This window comes from Duganella dendranthematis, from assembly GCF_012849375.1.
Taxonomy (GTDB): Bacteria; Pseudomonadota; Gammaproteobacteria; order Burkholderiales; family Burkholderiaceae_D; genus Rugamonas; species Rugamonas dendranthematis.
In genome coordinates, this window is record NZ_CP051684.1 from 5970116 (window position 1) to 5988519 (window position 18404).

Below are 18404 nucleotides of genomic sequence, written 5' to 3' on the forward strand. Positions count from 1 at the left end.
TTACTGTCCTGCGGCTGGCTGCGAGGCGTCGCTGGTGCTGCGGATGGTGCACATCAGTTCCGCTTCCACCGCCACCTGGCCGTCGACCGAGCCGACCGCCTTGTATTTCCAGATGCCGCGCGCGACGCGCAGGATCTCGATGTCCATTTTCAGCTGGTCGCCAGGACCGACCGGACGCTTGAAGCGCGCGCCGTCGATGCCGACGAAGTACACCACCGAGTTCTCATCGGGCTTGATGCCCATGGTCTTGAACGACAGCAGCGCCGCCGTCTGCGCCATCGCTTCGATCATCAGCACGCCGGGCATGACCGGCTTGTGCGGGAAGTGGCCGTTGAAGAATTCTTCGTTGACGGTCACGTTCTTGATGGCGGTGATGGACTTGTTCTCTTCGTACGCGAGCACGCGGTCGACCAGCAGCATCGGATAGCGGTGCGGCAGGTAGGCCTTGATCTCGCAGATATCCATGGTCTTGGCGGCGGCGGTGTCTGGGGTAGTGGTCATGATTCGTTTTCAGTTCGTGTTTTAATGGTTTTTTCCAGCGCGCGGATTTTATCGCGCATGGCGGACAAATTGCGGACAATCGCCGCCGATTTTTCCCAGTCGGCGTTTTTCGCCAGCGGGTAGAAGCCGGTGTACTGGCCAGGTTCCAGAATCGAGCGCGACACCATCGAGCCCGAGCCCACGTGCACCTTGTCGACGATGGTCAGGTGGCCCAGCACCATGGCGGCGCCGCCGAAAGTGCAGTATTTGCCGATCTTGGCGCTGCCGGCCACGCCGACGCAGCCGGCCATCGCCGTGTGCGCGCCGATATGGCAGTTATGGCCGATCTGGATCTGGTTATCCAGCTTGACGCCGTCTTCGATGATCGTATCGGCCAGCGCGCCGCGGTCGATGGTGGTGTTGGCGCCGATGTCGACGTCATCGCCGATCATCACGCGCCCGGTCTGCGGAATCTTGATGTAGACGCCGCCCTCGTTGGCAAAGCCAAAGCCGTCGGTGCCGATCACCGCGCCCGAATGAATGATGCCGCGCTTGCCGATCTGGCAGCGCGCGTGGAAGGTGACGTTGGCGAAGAACTGCGTGCCCTCGCCCACCACCGCCTCACGGCCGACATAGCAGCCGGCGCCGATCACCGCGTGCTCGCCGATCACGGCGCCGTCTTCGATCACCGCGCGCGCGCCGATGTGGGCCGATGCCGCCACCTGCGCGCTGTCGGAAACCACCGCCGACGCATGCACGCCGGCCGGCGGCACGATCGCCGTCAGGGATTCGAAATACTGCGCCGCGCGGGCGAAGTACACATACGGATTTGGGACGACGATGCGCGCGCCGTGGTAGCCGGCGGCGATAAATGCGTCATCGGCGGCCGACACAATCAGTGCCGCCGCCTTGCTCTGCAACGCCTCGGCGCGCAGTTTGCTATTACTGAGAAAGCTGATGTGCGAAACGCCGGCATCGGCCAGTGGCGCGATCCCGGAGACTTCCAGGTTCGCATCGCCGACCAGCTGTCCGCCCAAGCGTTCGACCAATGCTCCTAGTCGAGTGCCCATCGGGTGATCCAATCTTGAGGGTTACTTGTCTTTATCCAGCGCAGCCAGCACCTTTTCGGTGATGTCGATGCGGCTGCTGGCCCAGACGGCGTCCTGCAGCACGATGTCGAAGCCTTCGACATTGGCCAGCTGCTTGATGATCTTGGTGGCCTTTTCCGAAATCGCCTGGCGCTCCTCGTTGGTGCGCTGGCTGACGTCTTCGCGGAATTCGCGCTGGCGGCGCTGGTATTCCTTGTCCAGTTCAAACACGTCGCGCTGGCGCTTGATGCGGTCGGCTTCGGTCAGCGTCGGCGCATCGGCCTCCAGCTTGTCCGACGCCGTCTTCAGGCGCGCCGCCATTTCGCTCATCGCCTTTTCGCGGCTCTTGAACTCTTCCTTGAGCTTTTCTTCGGCCAGTTTGGCCAGCTTGGATTCGTTGTAGATGCGCTCCGGGCTAATCCAGGCGATACGGGACGACGACGGCGAGGCCGAGGTCTGGGCCTGCACCGGCGCCAATGCACACCAGCCCAGTGCCAGCATGGCGAAATATTTGGTCATGGTTGCAGATGCAGTCTTCAACTTATTTCTCCGAAATAAAAAATATTACCGTTATGCATTAATACGCAGCTTAGAAGCCGGTACCCATCTGGAACTGGAAGCGTTCCAGGCGGTCGCCGGTCTTGGCGTTCAACGGCTTAGCATAACTCAGTTTCAGCGGACCGACCGGCGAAATCCAGCTGATGCCCAGACCGGTCGAGTAGCGCAGCTCGGAAGCGCGCATTTTCTGACCTTCCTGGTAGACCTGGCCGGTATCGAGGAAGCCGAACCAGCGCAGGCTGCGGTCCTGGCCGGAGCCTGGGAACGGCAGCTGCAGCTCGGCATTGCCGATGATACGCGACGCGCCGCCCAGGGCATCGCCGTAGGTGTAGTCGACCGCACCCAGCGACGAGCTCAGATAGCCGCGCACCGAACCGATACCGCCGGCATAGAAGTTCTTGAACACCGGGTAGCTGCTGTTGCCGATGCCATGGCCGTAGTCAAACTCGCCCTTCAATGCCAGCGTCACTTTCGAGAACAGCGGCTTGTACCACTGCTGCTCGTAGACGGCGCGGTAGTATTTCTGCTGGCCGACCAGATCCAGCTCCAGGTTGGCGCGCTGGTAGCGGCCGATGGTTGGCGTGACTGCCGAATCGCGGCTGTCGCGTGCCCACGCCATGGTCAGCGGCACGGCGTTGGTGGCGGCGGTGCCGATACCGTTGGCGATGCCGGTAATGGTGGTCACGTATTCGCGGAAGCGGGTCGGCGAGGTGGCGTCGGTGGTGATCTTCGAGCGTTCCAGGCCGATGCCGAAGAACACGGTGTCGACTTCCGAGAACGGCACGCCGTAGCTGATGCGGCCGCCCTGCTGTTTAATCGTGTAGGAACCGATGTTCAGCGCCGGCGGTTGTTGCGTGCGCAGATACAGCTCGTAGCCGCGCGAGACGCCGTCGTCGGTGTAGTACGGGTCGGTCTGCGAGAACGAAATCGTGCGGCTGTATTTCGACGTATTCAGCTCCAGGCCCACGGTGGTGCCGGAACCGGCGAAGTTGGCCTGCTGGACCGCTGCCTGGAACGAGAACTTCTCCGACTGCGAGAACGCGCCGCCGATCTGGAAGTTACCGGTCGGACGTTCGGTCACGGTCAGGTTGACGTCCACCTGGTCCGAGGTGCCTTGCGCTTCCGGCGTATCGACGGTGACGTCCTTGAAGTAGCCCAGGCGGTCGACGCGGTCGCGCGACAGCTTGATCTTGTTGGCGTCGTACCAGCTCGACTCGAACTGGCGGAACTCGCGGCGGATCACTTCGTCGCGGGTCGAGGTATTGCCGGCGATGTTCATGTGGCGCACGTAGGCGCGCTTGCCCGGATCGATGAAGAAGGTGAACGACACTTCGCGTTTCTCGACATCGATGTCGGGCGACGCGTTGACGTTGGCAAACGCGTAGCCGAAGGTGCCCAGGCGGTCCGAAATCAGCTTGTTGGTGGCGGTCAGCAGCTCGCCCGAGTAGGTCTGGCCGCTGCGCAGCAGCACCAGCGAACGCAGTTCTTCTTCGCGGCCGAAGGTCTCGCCTTCGAACTTGATGTTCTTGACCTTGTACTGCTCACCCTCGGTGATGTTGATGGTGATGTAGATGTCCTTCTTGTCGGGCGTGATCGACACCTGGGTGGAGTCGATGTTCATGCTGATGTAGCCGCGATTCAGATAGAAGGACTTGAGCGACTCGATATCGCCGGTCAGCTTGGTCTTGGAATACTGGTTGGCCTTGGTGTACCAGCTGAACCAGCCGCCGGTATTGAGCGCCAGGTTTTCTTTCAGCTCCTTGTCGGAGAACACCTTGTTGCCGACGATGTTGATCTCTTTGATCTTGGCGATCTCGCCCTCATCCACCACGAAGTTGATGTTGACGCGGTTGCGTTCCAGCGGCGTGACGGTGGTTTCCACTTTGACGCCATACAGGCCGTGCGACAGATACTGGCGCTTCAATTCCTGCTCGGCGCGATCGACCGAGGCTTTTTCGAAGGTCTTGGCTTCGCCGACGCCGATGTCTTTCAGCGCCTTGATCAGCGTGTCTTTTTCAAATTCCTTGGTGCCGGTGAAGTCCACCTTGGCGATGGCCGGACGTTCTTCGACCAGCACCACCAGTACCTGGCCGTCCTGTTCCAGCTTGACGTCCTTGAAGAACCCGGTGGCGTACAGCGCCTTGATGGCGGTGACCGATTTGTCGTCGTTGAAGGTTTCGCCGACACGCACAGGCAGATAGCTGAAGACGGTACCGGCTTCCGTACGCTGGATGCCTTCGATGCGGATATCTTTGATGACGAAGGGCTCGACGGCAAGCGCGCTGCCGCTGCACAGTGCCAGGACAGCGGCGCCGATCAGGCTGCGGCGCAAGGAAGTAGAGGTAATACGATCAGAATATCTTTTCATCGGTTTCAATGGCTAATCAACGAGAACTACACAGTACAGCTACAGCAGCCGGGCAACGTCGTTAAACACCGCCAGCAGCATCAGGCTCAATAACAAGCCCATGCCGAGACGCTGCGCGATGTCTCCAACGCGCTCCGGCACAGAACGCCCAGTTAAAACTTCCAGCGAATAATACAGCAAATGCCCCCCGTCTAGAACGGGAATCGGAAGCAAATTCATCACGCCCAGACTGATGCTGATGAAGGCGACGAAGCTCAGGTAATACTCCATGCCCATCTGCGCGGTCTGGCCGGCATAATCGGCGATGGTGATTGGGCCCGTCACATTCTTCAGCGAGACCTCGCCGGTGACCATTTTGCCGATCATTTTCAGCGTCATCGTACAAGTCTCCCAGACCCGCGCGACCGCCTTGGCGACTGCTGCGGGAGGGGATGATGGCACCTTGATCATATCCGGGCGGTTTGCAATCTCGGCGTTGATCTTACCGACTGTTACAGTTCCTTGAGCGGTTTTTGCTTCCACCGCCGCCGGCACCACGCTCACCGTCAGCGGCTGGCCGTGGCGCTGCATCGCCAGCAGTACCGGCTTGCCTGGCGCGGCGCTGATTTTTTCGATGAAGGCCGGACTGTTGTCGACCGCCACGCCGTCGACCGCGGTCAGCAGATCGCCAGCCTGCAGGCCGGCGCGTTCGGCCGGACCGCCCGGCAGCACGCGCAGCACCACCGGCAACGGCCGCGCCACGTCCAGGCCCAGTTGGCCCGGCACGTCGCCTTCCAGGTTCAAGCCTTGCAGCGCGCTGGCGGCCAGCGTCAGATTGACGTGGCCCTGCCCTGCGCGTTCCAGCGCCACGCGCACCGACTGCTTGTCGATGGCCGCCTGCACCAGCTGCCAGCGCAGCTCGGACCAGACGTGCACCGGTTGTTCGTTGATCGACACCACGTTGTCGCCGCTGCGCAGGCCGGCCTGCCAGGCCTGGCTCTCGGCCTTGACGCTGATTTTGCTGGTGGGTTCTTCGACGCCGTGCATGAACAGGCCGGCGTACAGCGCGATGGCGACCAGGAAGTTGGCGATCGGGCCGGCGGCCACGATGGCGATGCGCTTCCACACGTTCTGGCGCGTGAATTCGCGTTGCAAGTCGGCCTCCGGCAAGCCGGTCAACTCGCCTTCGCGGGCGTCCAGCATTTTGACGTAGCCGCCCAGCGGCAGCGCGGAAATCGCCCATTCGGTCTGGTCCTTGCCGAAGCGGCGCGACCACACCACCGGTCCCATGCCGACCGAAAAGCGCAGCACCTTGACGCCGCACCAGCGCGCCACCAGGTAATGTCCCAGCTCGTGCAGCACCACCAGGGAACCCAGGCAGAAGACAAACGCCAGCACTTTTTGCAGGAAGATCATGCGGCCAGTCCGGCGATGCAGGCTTGGGCAGCGGCGCGCGCGGCGGCGTCCTGTGCCAGCACCGCGTCGATGCTGTGGGCGGCGCCGTGCGGCAGCGTGTCCACCACTTGCGCGATCACGCGGTCGATCTGGCGGAAGCCGATCTTGCGGTCGAGGAAGGCTTGCACCGCCACTTCGTTGGCCGCGTTCAGCAGCGCCGGCGCGGTACCGCCGGCGCGCAGCGCATCGAATGCCAGTGCCAGGCAGGGGAAGCGGGTGAAGTCCGGTTTTTCAAATTGCAGCGTGGCGATCTGGGTCAGGTCCAGCTGGGCCACGCCGGAAGCGATGCGTTCCGGGTAGGCCAGCGCGTGGGCGATCGGCGTGCGCATGTCCGGGTTGCCCAGCTGCGCCAGCACCGAGCCATCGACGTAGGACACCATCGAGTGGATCACCGACTGCGGATGGATCACCACTTCGATCTGGTCGGCCGGCGCGCCAAACAGCCAGTGCGCCTCGATCACTTCCAGGCCCTTGTTCATCATGGTCGCGGAGTCGACCGAAATCTTGCGGCCCATCGACCAGTTGGGGTGCTTGCAGGCCTGCTCCGGGGTCACCGCGTCCAGCGTGGCGACGTCGCGCGTCAGGAACGGGCCGCCGGAAGCGGTCAGCAGGATCTTGGCGACGCCGGCCGCCTGCTCGCGCACCGCCGGCACGCGGCCGCCGAATTGCGGCATCGACTGGAAGATGGCGTTATGTTCGCTGTCGATCGGGAGCAGCACGGCGCCCGATTCGTGCACGGCGTCCATGAACAGCTGGCCGGACATCACCAGTGCTTCCTTGTTGGCCAGCAGGATTTTCTTGCCGGCGCGGGCTGCGGCCAGGGTCGGCGCCAGGCCGGCCGCGCCAACGATGGCGGCCATCACGCTGTCGACTTCCGGCGCGCTGGCGATGCTGCACAAGGCTTGCTCGCCCCACTCCACTTCGGTCTTGACGCCGGCCGCGCGCAGCAGCGCCGCCAGGCGTTCGGCGGCGGCGGCCGTGCCGACCACCGCGCGCGCCGGACGAAACTGCACGCACTGTGCGGCCAGTTCTTCAACCCGGCTGTGCGCTGACAGCGCGTAGACGGCGTAGCGGCCAGGATGGCGCGCCACCACGTCCAGCGTGGATACGCCGATCGAGCCGGTGGCGCCTAAAACGGTAATACGTTGCATGGGAATTCTTTCAGAGCCAGGACGTGACCAGCGCAGCCATCGGCAGCACCGGAATCAATGCGTCCACGCGGTCCAGCACGCCGCCGTGGCCAGGCAGCAGGTTGCTGCTGTCCTTGATGCCGGCGCGGCGCTTGAGTTGGGATTCGAACAGGTCGCCGATCACGGAGAAGATCACGATCACCAGCAGCACCAGCAGCGCCGGAACCCAGCCGAAGCGGGCCTGCAGCTTCCAGGCGAAGGTGTCCTGCAGCCATGGCGCGGCGCCGTTGGCCAGGATAACTGACAGCGAGGCCAGCACCAGCACCGCGATCGCGCCGCCGATCGCGCCTTCCCACGACTTGCCCGGGGAGATGCTAGGCGCCAGCTTGCGCTTGCCGAAGGCCTTGCCGGAGAAGTAGGCGCCGATGTCGGCGATCCACACCAGCACCATCACCGACAGCAAATACAGCGGCGATTTCAGGTACAGGCCGACCAGCGCGAAGAAGGCGGCAAACACGGCAAAGGTGAAGGTAATCGCCAGCGACCAGTTGGCGGCGCCGGCCAGCGGCGGCAGGCCGAGGCCCAGCGTCGGCGCATAGCGGATCAGCCACAGCAAGGCGGCCACGCCATACAGCGCGTTGACAGCACCCGGCTTGGCAGAGTACATCAGCGCGATGAACAGCGCACCGCCGATGAAGCCGGCCACGCGCGCGCGGCTTTCGCCCAGGCCGAACAGGCGGGCGCCTTCCCACACGGCGGCGCCGACAAACAGCGTCACCACCAGGGCAAACGCGGGGAAATAGTTGAAGAACAGGACCGGCAGCAGCACCGCCAGTAACACCAGAGCGGTAATAATCCTCGTTTTCAGCATCAGTTTGTCTTTTCAGCCAGTTGCGCGCCGGTGCGGCCGAATCGCCGCTCTCGGTGCTGGTAGGAGGCGATCGCCTCGTCAAGACACGCGGCGGAGAAATCCGGCCAGTACGTGTCGGTGAAGAACAGCTCGGTATACGCCAGCTGCCACAGCAGGAAATTGGAAATGCGCTGTTCGCCGCCGGTGCGGATGAACAGGTCGGGCTCGGGCGCGTAGGCCATCACCAGGTGCGGCGCCAGCTGTTCTTCGCTGAAGTCGCTCGCGCCCGGATGGGCTTTGACCATCTGCGCGACGGCCTGCATGATGTCCCAGCGGCCGCCGTAGTTGAAGCAGACGGTCAAGGTCATGCCGGTGTTGGCGGCGGTCTTGCGCTCGGCGGCGGCGATCATGCCTTGCAGCTTCTGGTCGGCGCGGCTGAGGTCGCCCACGACGCGCAAGCGGATGTTATTGGTATGCAGTTTGGAGACTTCGCGTTCCAGCGCCGTCACGAACAGGCGCATCAGCAGGGACACTTCTTCTTCCGGGCGGCGCCAGTTTTCGGAGCTGAAGGCGAACAAGGTCAGATAGTCGACGCCACGGCGGGCGCAGGACTCGACGGCAGTGCGCACGGCGTCCACGCCCTTGGCGTGTCCGGCCACCCGCGGCAGGAAGCGCTTGGTTGCCCAGCGTCCGTTGCCATCCATGATGATGGCCACATGGCGCGGCACGGCAGGTGCGTCTGGAACCTCGGTAGTCGAACTCGTATATTTCATGAAAACGTCGATGCCAAAGTATAAAGTATTGCAGGTGTGAGACAAAAAGACAAGACGCCAGTCAACCGAACCCGCACGGCGGCGTGGTGCAGGGTCGGACCCCGCTCGGGGTCCGACCCTGCGGCCGAGGTGCTGATTCCGCTGCTGGCGTCGATGGGTTTTATACCGTCAGGATTTCTTTTTCTTTCTCACCAACCATCTTGTCGATATCGGCAATGAACTTGTCGGTCAGTTTTTGCACTTCATCGGTGCCACGGCGCTCGTCGTCTTCCGAAATCGCCTTGTCCTTGACCAGCTTTTTCAAGCCTTCGTTGGCATCGCGGCGGATGTTGCGCACGGCGACTTTGGCGTCTTCCGCTTCGCCTTTGGCCAGCTTGACCATTTCCTTGCGGCGCTCTTCGGTCAGCGGCGGGGTCGGTACGCGGATCATGTCGCCCTGCGCGGCCGGGTTCAGGCCCAGGTCGGCGTCGCGGATGGCCTTTTCAATTGCGCCGGCCATTTTCTTTTCAAACGGCTGCACGCCGATGGTGCGGGCGTCGACCAAGGTCAGGTTGGCCACCTGGCTGATGGCGGTCGGGCTACCATAGTAGTCGACCGTCACGTGATCGAGGATGCCGGTGTGGGCACGGCCGGTACGGACTTTGGCCAGGTCACCACGCAGGGTTTCCAGCGATTTGGTCATGCGCTCTTGGGCGTTCTTTTTAACGTCAGCTGCGGACATTGCTGCTCTCCTGTATATCTGAAATATCTAAATTTAAACGTGAACCAGTGTACCCTCATCCTCGCCCATGATGACGCGCATCAGCGCACCCGGCTTGGTGATGGAGAACACCTTGATCGGCAGTTTCTGGTCGCGGCACAGCGCGAAGGCGGTGGCGTCCATGACCTGCAAGTGCTTGGCAATCGCTTCATCGAAGCTGATCGAGTGGTACAGCGTGGCGTTGGGGTCTTTCTTGGGATCGGCAGTGTACACGCCATCGACCTTGGTGGCTTTCAGCACGATCTCGGCACTCATTTCCGAACCGCGCAGGGCCGCGGCGGTGTCGGTGGTGAAGAACGGGTTGCCGGTGCCGGCCGCGAACACCACGACCTTGCCTTCTTCCAGGTACTGCAGCGCTTTCGGGCGCACATACGGCTCGACCACCTGCTCGATGCCGATCGCCGACATCACGCGCGCGGTGACACCAACATGGCGCATGGCGTCGGCCAGGGCCAGCGCGTTCATCACGGTGGCCAGCATGCCCATGTAGTCGGCGGTGGCGCGGTCCATGCCTTGGGCGCCCGGCGCCACACCACGGAAGATATTGCCGCCGCCAATGACGATCGCCAGTTCCACGCCCAGTTTCGCGACCTCGGCCACATCGGCCACCGTCCGTTCGATCGTGGCGCGATTGATGCCGTAAGGATCATCGCCCATCAGGGCTTCGCCGGACAATTTGAGGAGGACGCGCTTGTAGGCTGGTTTGGACATGAGACGGGGCTCCTAATGATTGGTTGTTCGGGGTAAGTCTGCCGGCGCCTATGATACCTCGCCCGACGCCGGGCACTGCTGCGGGCTTAAAAAAACGGGCCTCTCGGCCCGTTTTCTGTATTACGCTCCTTTGGAAGCGGCTACTTGCGCAGCCACTTCAGCGGCGAAGTCGTCCACCTTCTTCTCGATGCCCTCGCCCACCACGTACATCACGAACGCTTTGACGGTGGTCGATTTTTCTTTCAGCATCTGCTCGATCGATTGCTTGTCGTTTTTCACGAAAGCCTGGTTCAGCAGCGATACTTCTTTCAGGTACTTCTGGACCGAGCCTTCCAGACGCTTGGCGACGATGTCGGCAGGCTGTACTGGTTTGCCGGCAGCCACGGCGGCAGCTGCATCTTCGTCGGCTTTCAGCTTGGCCACCGAACGCTCTTTTTCGATCAGTTCGGCAGGAACCTGGTCAGCCGACAGCGACACTGGCTTCATCGCGGCGATGTGCATGGCCACGTCTTTACCGACTTGCTCGTCGGCGCCGTCGAATTCGACCATCACGCCGATGCGGGTGCCGTGCAGGTACGAGGCCAGCTTGGCGGTGGTTTCGAAACGCTGGAAGCGGCGGATCGACATGTTTTCGCCGATTTTACCGATCAGGGCAGCGCGCACTTCGTCCAGCGTTTTGCCGTCGTCGCCAGCTGGCAGGGCCAGCAGGGCAGCCACGTCGGCCGGGTTCTTTTCAGCCACCAGACGGGCGGCGGTGTTGGCCAGGTTCAGGAAATCGTCGTTTTTCGCCACGAAGTCGGTTTCCGAGTTCACTTCCACCAGGGCGCCGACGCCGTTGGCGATGTAGGTCGCGACCACGCCTTCGGCGGTGATGCGGCTGGCGGCTTTACCAGCCTTGCCACCCAGCTTGACGCGCAGGATCTCTTCCGCACGACCCATGTCGCCTTCGGCTTCGGTCAGTGCTTTTTTGCATTCCATCATCGGCGCGTCGGTTTTCGCGCGCAGTTCGCCTACCATTGCTGCGGTAATAGCTGCCATGTGTTTCTCCTGTATTTCGATCTGATAATCGGTATTCGGGGTGGTGAGCAAGATGCTCTAACCATTTACGTTAAAAAAAAGGGGGAGCTGTTGGCCACCCCTTTTTCCTTACAGCCAATCAGGAACGCTTACGCTTGTTCGCTGACTTCGACGAATTCGTCGCCGGCTGCGGCTTTCACCATTTCAACTACTTCGTTACCGGCAGCGGCACGGCCTTCCAGGATGGCATCTGCCACGCCGCGGGCGTACAGCGTGATGGCTTTCGACGAGTCATCATTACCTGGAATTACGTACTGCACGCCTTCTGGCGAGTGGTTGGTATCGACCACGCCGATCACTGGGATGCCCAGTTTTGCGGCTTCGGTGATGGCGCCTTTATGGTAGCCAACGTCAACGACGAAGATAGCGTCAGGAACGCCGCCCATGTCTTTGATGCCGCCGATCGATTTTTGCAGCTTGACGATTTCGCGTTGGAACATCAGCGCTTCTTTTTTCGACATCTTCTCAGCCGAACCGTCCGCAATCGCCGCTTCCATGTCTTTCAGACGCTTGATCGAGGTTTTGATGGTTTTGAAGTTGGTCAGCATGCCGCCCAGCCAACGCTGGTCAACAAAAGGAACGCCTGCGCGCTGGGCTTCAGCGGCGATGATATCGCGTGCTTGACGCTTGGTGCCTACCATCAGGATGGTGCCACGGTTGGCGGCAACCTGTTTCACGTGTTTCATCGCTTCTTGATACATACCCATCGTCTTTTCCAAGTTGATGATATGGATCTTGTTACGGTGACCAAAGATGAACGGCGCCATCTTTGGGTTCCAGAAACGGGTTTGGTGACCGAAGTGGACACCGGCTTCCAGCATTTCGCGCATAGTTACGGACATAATATTACTCCAGGGTTAGTTCCGGAATCCGATCTGTGACCTGGCTAAGCCTGGCACCCTTGTTGACCGGATTCGAGTTTATAAATGAAATTAACAACATTGCTTAAACCGAATTCAAGCAACCCGAGATTCTACCCTAAAAACAGCCACTTGCGCAAGATTTCTGACTCTGACAGCACCTGCCCCATATGTGTGCGACCGCACCAAGATGTTGCGAAACATCAAAAAATCTCGCCTTCCATGCTCAAAAGATGCAGAAACTGTAATATCATCGCAGTTATTAATTCCGATGATTTAATATTCGTTGCGCCCAGCCCATGCGATAGCGTCGTTTTCGAAAGATCGCCATCATGTCGTTACTCTTAGCTACCGCGCTCGCGGCTGCCATTCAGCCTAGTTGCTCCTGGGATCATCCTGGCCGCAATCCGTACACCGGCAGCCCGGCTGCCGCCATCGACCGCTACACCGACATTCCGGCAAGCGTGCGCAGCACGCTCAAGCGCCGCCTGGCAGACCGCCAGCCGGACGACACCGTCAGCATCACCCGCGACCATATCGCCGGCAAGAGCCAGTACGACACCACCATCCGCGACATGCATTTCGGCGCCGCGTCGGTCTGCGGCACCGTGACCCGCAACAAGTGGGACGAACTGCGCGCCGAACCGGCCGCCGTGTATTGCGAGGGTGAACACTGCATCCTGGTGCCCAAGATCTGCGGCAACGTCAGCCGCATCACGCGCCTGGCGCCGGCCGTGGCGCAAGCCAAGCCGCCCAAGAAACCGCAGGAATTTTCCGACATCAGCCTGGTCGACGCCGACGCGCCCGATCTCGATGACGTGACGAGCCGCCTGGCCCGCACCATGTCCGACCTGGGCCTGGACGATTTCGTGCCCGAAGGCGCCACTCTGGCTGACGCCGACCAGCGGGCCCGCGACATGGCGCACCGCTTCGGCCCCGGAGGCGCGGGCGCGGATGGCATCGACAGTGTAGCCGCACCAGTGCCGGAAGCCGAGACCTGGGCCATGCTGCTGAGCGGCCTGGGCATGATGGGCTGGCTGGCCCGCCGCCGCGCCAGTGCGGCCGCCAAAGCCGCCGCCAACGCTGCGACCTGAAGCTTCCCTCTGCCGGCGCCACACCGCCAGCCCCGGCGTCGTTTATAATTTCCATATATTGCACGCCACGCGCCCCGCTTCCGTTGCGGCCGGCGCGGCTGGCGCGTTCACCGTTTACCTAGCTGATTGCGATCCACTATGTCTATTACCATCAAAACCGCCGAAGATATCGAAGGCATGCGCATCGCCGGCCGCCTCGGCTCCGAAGTGCTGGACTACATCACCCCGTTCGTCAAGCCGGGTGTCACCACCGGCGAGCTGGACCGCCTGTGCCATGAGTACATGGTCAACGTCCAGGGCACGATCCCGGCGCCGCTGAATTACAGCCCGCCAGGCTACACGCCCTACCCGAAGGCCATCTGCACCTCGGTCAACGACGTTATCTGCCACGGCATTCCGGGCGATAAAGTGCTGAAAAACGGCGACGTGGTCAACCTCGACATCACCGTCATCAAGGACGGCTACCACGGCGACAACAGCCGCATGTTCTTCATCGGCGAACCGTCGATCCTGGCCAAGCGCCTGTCGGACATCACCTATGAATGCATGTGGCTGGGCATCGAGCAGGTCAAGCCGGGCGCCACGCTGGGCGACATCGGCCACGCCATCCAGCAGCACGCCGAGAAAGCCGGCTACAGCGTGGTGCGCGAATTCTGCGGCCACGGCATCGGCAAGGTGTTCCACGAAGAGCCGCAGGTGCTGCACTACGGCAAGCCCGGCACCGGCGTCACGCTGGAAGCCGGCATGATCTTCACCATCGAGCCGATGATCAACGCCGGCCGCCGCGAAATCCGCGAAATGGGCGACGGCTGGACCATCAAAACCAAGGACCGCAGCCTGTCGGCGCAGTGGGAACACATGCTGCTGGTGACCGATACCGGTTACGAGGTGCTGACGCTGTCGGCCGGCAGCCCGCCGCCGCCGGCGTTCGTCACCGGCATGGCCGGCCAGGGTGCGGCCAACCCTGCCAAGGCAGCGTAATCCCGTGAACGCGGCCGTGATGCGGAACCAATTGCGCGAGCAGCTCAAGCGCCAGCTGAAGGCCGACCGCCAGGTCGTCATTGCCGCCTTCAAGGAAGACGGCAAGCCGGAAAAGCTGCTGCGCAGCCTGCGCCAGAGCGTCGACGCGGTGCTGACCACCGCCTGGCATGTGGCCGGCCTGCCGGAGCAGACCGCGCTGGTCGGCGTCGGCGGCTATGGCCGCGGCGAGCTGTTCCCCTATTCCGACGTCGACCTGCTGATCCTGCTGCAGCAAGCGCCGGACGCGGCCACCACGGAAAAACTGGAAGAGCTGGTGCAGCTGCTGTGGGATCTGGGCCTGGAAATCGGCCACAGCATCCGCACGGTCGATGAGTGCCTGACCGAATCGGCGGCCGACATCACGGTGCAAACCAGCCTGCTGGAAGCGCGCATCATCTGCGGCGACGAGCAGCTGTTCGCCGAACTGCAGCACCGCTACGACGCGGCGATGGACCCGCGCGCCTTCTACCACGCCAAGCTGCTGGAGATGAACCAGCGCCACGCCAAGTACGAGGACACCGCCTTCAGCCTGGAGCCGAACTGCAAGGAAAGCCCGGGCGGCCTGCGCGACCTGCAGGTGATCCTGTGGCTGGTGAAGGCGGCCGGCCTGGCCAGCTCGTGGCGCACGCTGGCCACCAGCGGCCTGATCACGCAGACCGAGGCGCGCCAGCTGATGGAAAAGGAGCGCGCCTTCAAGGACATCCGCGTGCGCCTGCACCTGCACGCCGGCCGCCGCGAAGACCGGCTGGTGTTCGACGTCCAGACCGCGATCGCCGAGTCGCTGGGCCTGACCGCCACCGGCAGCGGCGCCAGCATGCGCCGCGCCAGCGAGTACCTGATGCAGCGCTACTACTGGGCCGCCAAGACCGTCACCCAGCTCAACACCATCCTGCTGCAAAACATCGAGGAACGGCTGTTCCCGCAGGGCGGCGTGGCGGCGCCGATCAACGCCCGCTTCAACGATGTCAACGGCCTGATCGACATCGCCGAGGACGACACCTTCGAGAAGACGCCGTCGGCCATGCTGGAAATCTTCCTGCTGATGACCGAGCGGCCGGCGATCAAGGGCATGACGGCGCGCACCACCCGCGCGCTGTGGCACGAGCGTTTCCAGATCGACGCCGCCTTCCGCGCCGATCCGGCCAACCGCTCGCTGTTCCTGCAGATCATGCAGGCGCCGCGCGGCATCATCCACGCGCTGCGCCGCATGAACGACCTGTCGATCCTGGGCCGCTACCTGCCCAACTTCCGCAAGATCGTCGGCCAGATGCAGCACGACCTGTTCCACGTCTACACGGTGGACCAGCACATCCTGATGGTGGTGCGCAATATGCGCCGCTTCACGATGGCCGAGCATGCGCACGAATACCCGTTCTGCAGCCAGCTGATGGCCAACTTCCCCAAGCCGTGGGTGCTGTTCCTGGCGGCGCTGTTCCATGACATCGCCAAGGGCCGCGGCGGCGACCACTCCAAGCTGGGCATGGCCGACGCCGAACAGTTCTGCCTGGAACACGGCATGAGCGACGAGGACACCGAACTGGTGGTGTTCCTGGTCGAGAACCATCTGACCATGTCGCAGGTGGCGCAGAAGCAGGATCTGTCCGATCCGGATGTGATCCAGGCGTTTGCCAGACTGGTCGGCGACGAGCGCCACCTGACCGGCCTGTACCTGCTGACGGTGGCCGACATTCGCGGCACCAGCCCGAAAGTGTGGAACGCCTGGAAGGCCAAGCTGCTGGAAGACCTGTACAAGATCACGCTGCGGGTGCTGGGCGGCGAACCGCACAGCGCCGCCAACGAGCTGCGCAACCGCCAGGACGAGGCGCTCGCCACCCTACGCCTGTACGGCCTGGACGCCCACGCGCACGAAGCGTTCTGGAAGCAGCTGGACGTGGCCTATTTCCTGCGCCACGACGCCTCCGACATCGCCTGGCAGACGCGCGCGCTGTACGAGCGTTTCAACAGCGAGTCGCCGGTGGTCAAGTGCCGCCTGGCGCCGATCGGCGAAGGCTTGCAGATCGCGGTCTACATCAAGGATCAGCCGGACCTGTTCGCGCGTATTTGCAGCTATTTCGACCGCAAGAATTTCTCCATCCTCGACGCCAAGATCCACACCACGCGCCACGGCTATGCGCTCGACACCTTCCTGGTCACCGAGCAGAATTTCGCCAAGAACTACCGCGACATCATCAGCCTGATCGAGCACGAGCTGTGCGGCCTGCTGACCCGTCCGGAGCCGCTGCCGGCGCCGAACAAGGGCCGGCTGTCGCGCCTGTCGCGCACCTTCCCGATCCAGCCGACGGTCGACCTGCGTCCCGATGAGCGCGGCCAGTACTACCTGCTGTCGGTGGCGGCCAACGACCGCACCGGCCTGCTGTATGCGATCGCCAATGTGCTGACCAAATACAAGCTCAACCTGCACACGGCCAAGGTCATGACCCTGGGCGAGCGGGTGGAGGACGTGTTCCTGATCGACGGCCCGGCGCTGAACAACGCCCGCAACCAGATCCAGCTGGAAACCGACCTGCTGGACGCCATCAAAGTTTAACCCTGTTTTCAAAGAGTCCCCCATGTCTGAAGAATTACTCCGCCTGTCCAAACGCATGTCCGAACTGGGACTGTGCTCACGCCGCGAGGCCGACGAATGGATCGCGCGCGGCTGGGTCCGGGTTGACGGCAAAGTCATCTCCGAGCTGGGCACCAAGATTTATCCGAGCCAGCATGTGACGGTCGAGCGCCAGGCGGCGGCCGAGCAGTCCAAGCGGGTGACGGTGCTGATCAACAAGCCGATGGGCTATGTCAGCGGCCAGGCCGAAGACGGCTACCAGCCGGCGGTGGTGCTGATCAAGCCGGAAAACCGCTGGCCGGACGATCCGTCGCCGGAGCTGTTCCATCCGACGCAACTGCGCTCGCTGGTGCCGGCCGGCCGCCTGGACATCGACTCGGTCGGGCTGCTGGTGCTGACCCAGGATGGCCGCGTGGCCAAGGAGCTGATCGGCGAGCATACCGATGTCGACAAGGAATACCTGGTGCGGGTCGAGTACACCAAGCCGGGCAAGCTGCCGGACAGCGACCTGAAAAAACTCAATCACGGTTTGTGGATGGACGGCAAGCCGCTGCTGCCGGCCAAGGTGCGCTGGCAGAATGACGACCAGCTCAGCTTCACGCTGCGCGAAGGCAAGAAGCGCCAGATCCGCCGCATGTGCGACATGGTCGGCTTGAAAGTTGTCGGTTTGAAACGCGTGCGGATCGGCAAGGTGAAACTAGGTGATCTGCCGGTCGGCCAGTGGCGTTATTTGCGCCCGGATGAACGCTTCTGACCACAGGCAGACAAAATTTCTTGCTATTTTGCAAGCCAAAAACCGCAATCCGCTGTAAACTGCACAGATCGACCTCGCATTAGAGAAGTCATTGCCAAAGAGATATGCCGTCGTGAACGATCCTATACCCAATGAATTCCGTCGCGGGCCTCCCACCCTAAAAGATGCTGTGGAGCCAATCGCGACGGGTTCGAAGCCGCATGACATGACCGATGAACATGACATCGGTGATGCCCTGACCTTGCTGGCCGAAAGCGGCGAGCCGGTGTCCGTCTATCCGCAAAGCGCCACCAATGTGGTGATGGCGCGCATCAAGTGGGTCGATCCGGAACACCCGCATTTTGTGTTGGAACTCAACGAAGGCGAATTCCTGCCGCCGGGCGACGCGGTGTTTGTGGTGTGGATGCGTTCGGCCAAGTTGCAGTTCACCCTCAGTTCGGCCGACTGGGCCTCCAAACCCAACGAGCCGACCCTGATTCCACTGGAATTCCCGCTCAAGTGTCTGGTGCTGAACCGGCGCGCCTCGGCGCGGCTGGAAACCCCGCTGGGCGTCTACTACATGGCTTCGTTTGTACTGAACGGCAAGCCATATGAATTGCAGTTGTATGATTTTTCCGCGGGCGGCGTCGGCATGCGCGCCTCGCCGCGCGACGCGGTCGGCCTGCACGTCGGCCGCAAGCTGCAGCGCGTGCGGCTGGAACTGGGTCCGGATTCGGTGATGATCGCCGACCTGGAGATCCGCCTGGCGCGCACGTTCCGCTCCTTCCTGCTGGGCGAACAGGTGCAGATCGGCTGCCAGTTCGCCAACCTGTCGCCGACCATGGAAGAAGAATTGCGGCGCATGCTCGAAAAACTGAACAGCAAGCACCACCGTTGAGCAT

General features: G+C 62.4%; 17 protein-coding genes. 5 read left to right on the plus strand and 12 right to left on the minus strand.

The annotated features are described in order from the left end of the window. The 12 genes from fabZ to rpsB form a co-directional block, all read right to left on the minus strand. On the minus strand, positions 1-501 hold the full coding sequence (gene fabZ / locus HH213_RS27320; protein WP_110849731.1) for a 3-hydroxyacyl-ACP dehydratase FabZ: 501 nt from the start codon (positions 499-501) through the stop codon (positions 1-3). Continuing rightward, the gene (lpxD, locus tag HH213_RS27325; RefSeq protein WP_169114374.1) at positions 498-1550 is read right to left on the minus strand and encodes a UDP-3-O-(3-hydroxymyristoyl)glucosamine N-acyltransferase; all 1053 of its coding nucleotides are present in this window, start codon (positions 1548-1550) and stop codon (positions 498-500) included. Before lpxD ends, fabZ begins: the two co-directional genes overlap by 4 nt. 21 nt (positions 1551-1571) lie before the next feature. Beyond that, positions 1572-2087, minus strand: a complete 516-nt coding sequence (locus HH213_RS27330; RefSeq protein ID WP_169114375.1) for an OmpH/Skp family outer membrane protein — start codon at positions 2085-2087, stop codon at positions 1572-1574. Positions 2088-2157: 70 nt separating this feature from the next. Further along, positions 2158-4494 (minus strand): outer membrane protein assembly factor BamA, encoded by a 2337-nt coding sequence (bamA, locus tag HH213_RS27335; protein ID WP_169114376.1) that lies wholly within the window; start codon positions 4492-4494, stop codon positions 2158-2160. Positions 4495-4533: 39 nt separating this feature from the next. Next, on the minus strand, positions 4534-5889 hold the full coding sequence (gene rseP, locus HH213_RS27340; RefSeq protein WP_169114377.1) for an RIP metalloprotease RseP: 1356 nt from the start codon (positions 5887-5889) through the stop codon (positions 4534-4536). After that, positions 5886-7079, minus strand: a complete 1194-nt coding sequence (gene ispC, locus HH213_RS27345) for a 1-deoxy-D-xylulose-5-phosphate reductoisomerase (protein ID WP_169114378.1) — start codon at positions 7077-7079, stop codon at positions 5886-5888. The genes rseP and ispC overlap by 4 nt, the downstream gene beginning before the upstream one ends. Before the next feature lie 10 nt (positions 7080-7089). After that, a complete protein-coding gene (locus HH213_RS27350; RefSeq protein ID WP_169114379.1) occupies positions 7090-7929 on the minus strand; it encodes a phosphatidate cytidylyltransferase in 840 nt (279 codons plus the stop codon). Further along, positions 7929-8681 carry a polyprenyl diphosphate synthase gene (uppS, locus tag HH213_RS27355; RefSeq protein ID WP_110849724.1) on the minus strand — a complete coding sequence of 251 codons (753 nt, stop codon included), beginning with the start codon at positions 8679-8681 and terminating at the stop codon, positions 7929-7931. The genes HH213_RS27350 and uppS overlap by 1 nt, the downstream gene beginning before the upstream one ends. Positions 8682-8841: 160 nt before the next feature. Continuing rightward, positions 8842-9402 carry a ribosome recycling factor gene (gene frr / locus HH213_RS27360; RefSeq protein ID WP_110849723.1) on the minus strand — a complete coding sequence of 187 codons (561 nt, stop codon included), beginning with the start codon at positions 9400-9402 and terminating at the stop codon, positions 8842-8844. Positions 9403-9435: 33 nt separating this feature from the next. Continuing rightward, on the minus strand, positions 9436-10152 hold the full coding sequence (pyrH, locus tag HH213_RS27365; protein ID WP_110849722.1) for a UMP kinase: 717 nt from the start codon (positions 10150-10152) through the stop codon (positions 9436-9438). Positions 10153-10272: 120 nt separating this feature from the next. Beyond that, positions 10273-11190: a translation elongation factor Ts gene (gene tsf, locus HH213_RS27370; protein ID WP_110849721.1), complete on the minus strand. Its 918-nt coding sequence runs from the start codon at positions 11188-11190 to the stop codon at positions 10273-10275. Between the two features lie 128 nt (positions 11191-11318). After that, on the minus strand, positions 11319-12071 hold the full coding sequence (gene rpsB, locus HH213_RS27375; RefSeq protein WP_110849720.1) for a 30S ribosomal protein S2: 753 nt from the start codon (positions 12069-12071) through the stop codon (positions 11319-11321). Positions 12072-12421: 350 nt separating this feature from the next. On the opposite strand from rpsB, the gene HH213_RS27380 reads away from it, so the two are divergent. From HH213_RS27380 to HH213_RS27400, 5 genes are all read left to right on the plus strand, one after another. Continuing rightward, complete coding sequence (locus HH213_RS27380) at positions 12422-13183, plus strand: MHFG family PEP-CTERM protein (RefSeq protein WP_169114380.1); 762 nt, start codon at positions 12422-12424, stop codon at positions 13181-13183. A 138-nt stretch (positions 13184-13321) separates the two neighbouring features. Beyond that, complete coding sequence (map, locus tag HH213_RS27385) at positions 13322-14164, plus strand: type I methionyl aminopeptidase (RefSeq protein WP_169114381.1); 843 nt, start codon at positions 13322-13324, stop codon at positions 14162-14164. A 19-nt stretch (positions 14165-14183) separates the two neighbouring features. Next, positions 14184-16751 carry a [protein-PII] uridylyltransferase gene (locus tag HH213_RS27390; RefSeq protein ID WP_169114382.1) on the plus strand — a complete coding sequence of 856 codons (2568 nt, stop codon included), beginning with the start codon at positions 14184-14186 and terminating at the stop codon, positions 16749-16751. A 22-nt stretch (positions 16752-16773) separates the two neighbouring features. After that, complete coding sequence (locus tag HH213_RS27395) at positions 16774-17523, plus strand: pseudouridine synthase (RefSeq protein WP_174864439.1); 750 nt, start codon at positions 16774-16776, stop codon at positions 17521-17523. 205 nt (positions 17524-17728) lie between these two features. Beyond that, positions 17729-18400 carry a flagellar brake protein gene (locus tag HH213_RS27400; protein WP_169114383.1) on the plus strand — a complete coding sequence of 224 codons (672 nt, stop codon included), beginning with the start codon at positions 17729-17731 and terminating at the stop codon, positions 18398-18400. The last annotated feature ends 4 nt before the right edge of the window (positions 18401-18404 follow it).

Excerpts from the sequence above, each read along its gene's own strand:
- fabZ (WP_110849731.1), bottom strand. The coding sequence starts at position 501 with ATGACCACTACCCCAGACACCGCCGCCGCCAAGACCATGGATATCTGC.
- lpxD (WP_169114374.1), bottom strand. The coding sequence starts at position 1,550 with ATGGGCACTCGACTAGGAGCATTGGTCGAACGCTTGGGCGGACAGCTG.
- HH213_RS27330 (WP_169114375.1), bottom strand. The coding sequence starts at position 2,087 with ATGACCAAATATTTCGCCATGCTGGCACTGGGCTGGTGTGCATTGGCG.
- bamA (WP_169114376.1), bottom strand. The coding sequence starts at position 4,494 with ATGAAAAGATATTCTGATCGTATTACCTCTACTTCCTTGCGCCGCAGC.
- rseP (WP_169114377.1), bottom strand. The coding sequence starts at position 5,889 with ATGATCTTCCTGCAAAAAGTGCTGGCGTTTGTCTTCTGCCTGGGTTCC.
- ispC (WP_169114378.1), bottom strand. The coding sequence starts at position 7,079 with ATGCAACGTATTACCGTTTTAGGCGCCACCGGCTCGATCGGCGTATCC.
- HH213_RS27350 (WP_169114379.1), bottom strand. The coding sequence starts at position 7,929 with ATGCTGAAAACGAGGATTATTACCGCTCTGGTGTTACTGGCGGTGCTG.
- uppS (WP_110849724.1), bottom strand. The coding sequence starts at position 8,681 with ATGAAATATACGAGTTCGACTACCGAGGTTCCAGACGCACCTGCCGTG.
- frr (WP_110849723.1), bottom strand. The coding sequence starts at position 9,402 with ATGTCCGCAGCTGACGTTAAAAAGAACGCCCAAGAGCGCATGACCAAA.
- pyrH (WP_110849722.1), bottom strand. The coding sequence starts at position 10,152 with ATGTCCAAACCAGCCTACAAGCGCGTCCTCCTCAAATTGTCCGGCGAA.
- tsf (WP_110849721.1), bottom strand. The coding sequence starts at position 11,190 with ATGGCAGCTATTACCGCAGCAATGGTAGGCGAACTGCGCGCGAAAACC.
- rpsB (WP_110849720.1), bottom strand. The coding sequence starts at position 12,071 with ATGTCCGTAACTATGCGCGAAATGCTGGAAGCCGGTGTCCACTTCGGT.
- HH213_RS27380 (WP_169114380.1), top strand. The coding sequence starts at position 12,422 with ATGTCGTTACTCTTAGCTACCGCGCTCGCGGCTGCCATTCAGCCTAGT.
- map (WP_169114381.1), top strand. The coding sequence starts at position 13,322 with ATGTCTATTACCATCAAAACCGCCGAAGATATCGAAGGCATGCGCATC.
- HH213_RS27390 (WP_169114382.1), top strand. The coding sequence starts at position 14,184 with ATGCGGAACCAATTGCGCGAGCAGCTCAAGCGCCAGCTGAAGGCCGAC.
- HH213_RS27395 (WP_174864439.1), top strand. The coding sequence starts at position 16,774 with ATGTCTGAAGAATTACTCCGCCTGTCCAAACGCATGTCCGAACTGGGA.
- HH213_RS27400 (WP_169114383.1), top strand. The coding sequence starts at position 17,729 with ATGACCGATGAACATGACATCGGTGATGCCCTGACCTTGCTGGCCGAA.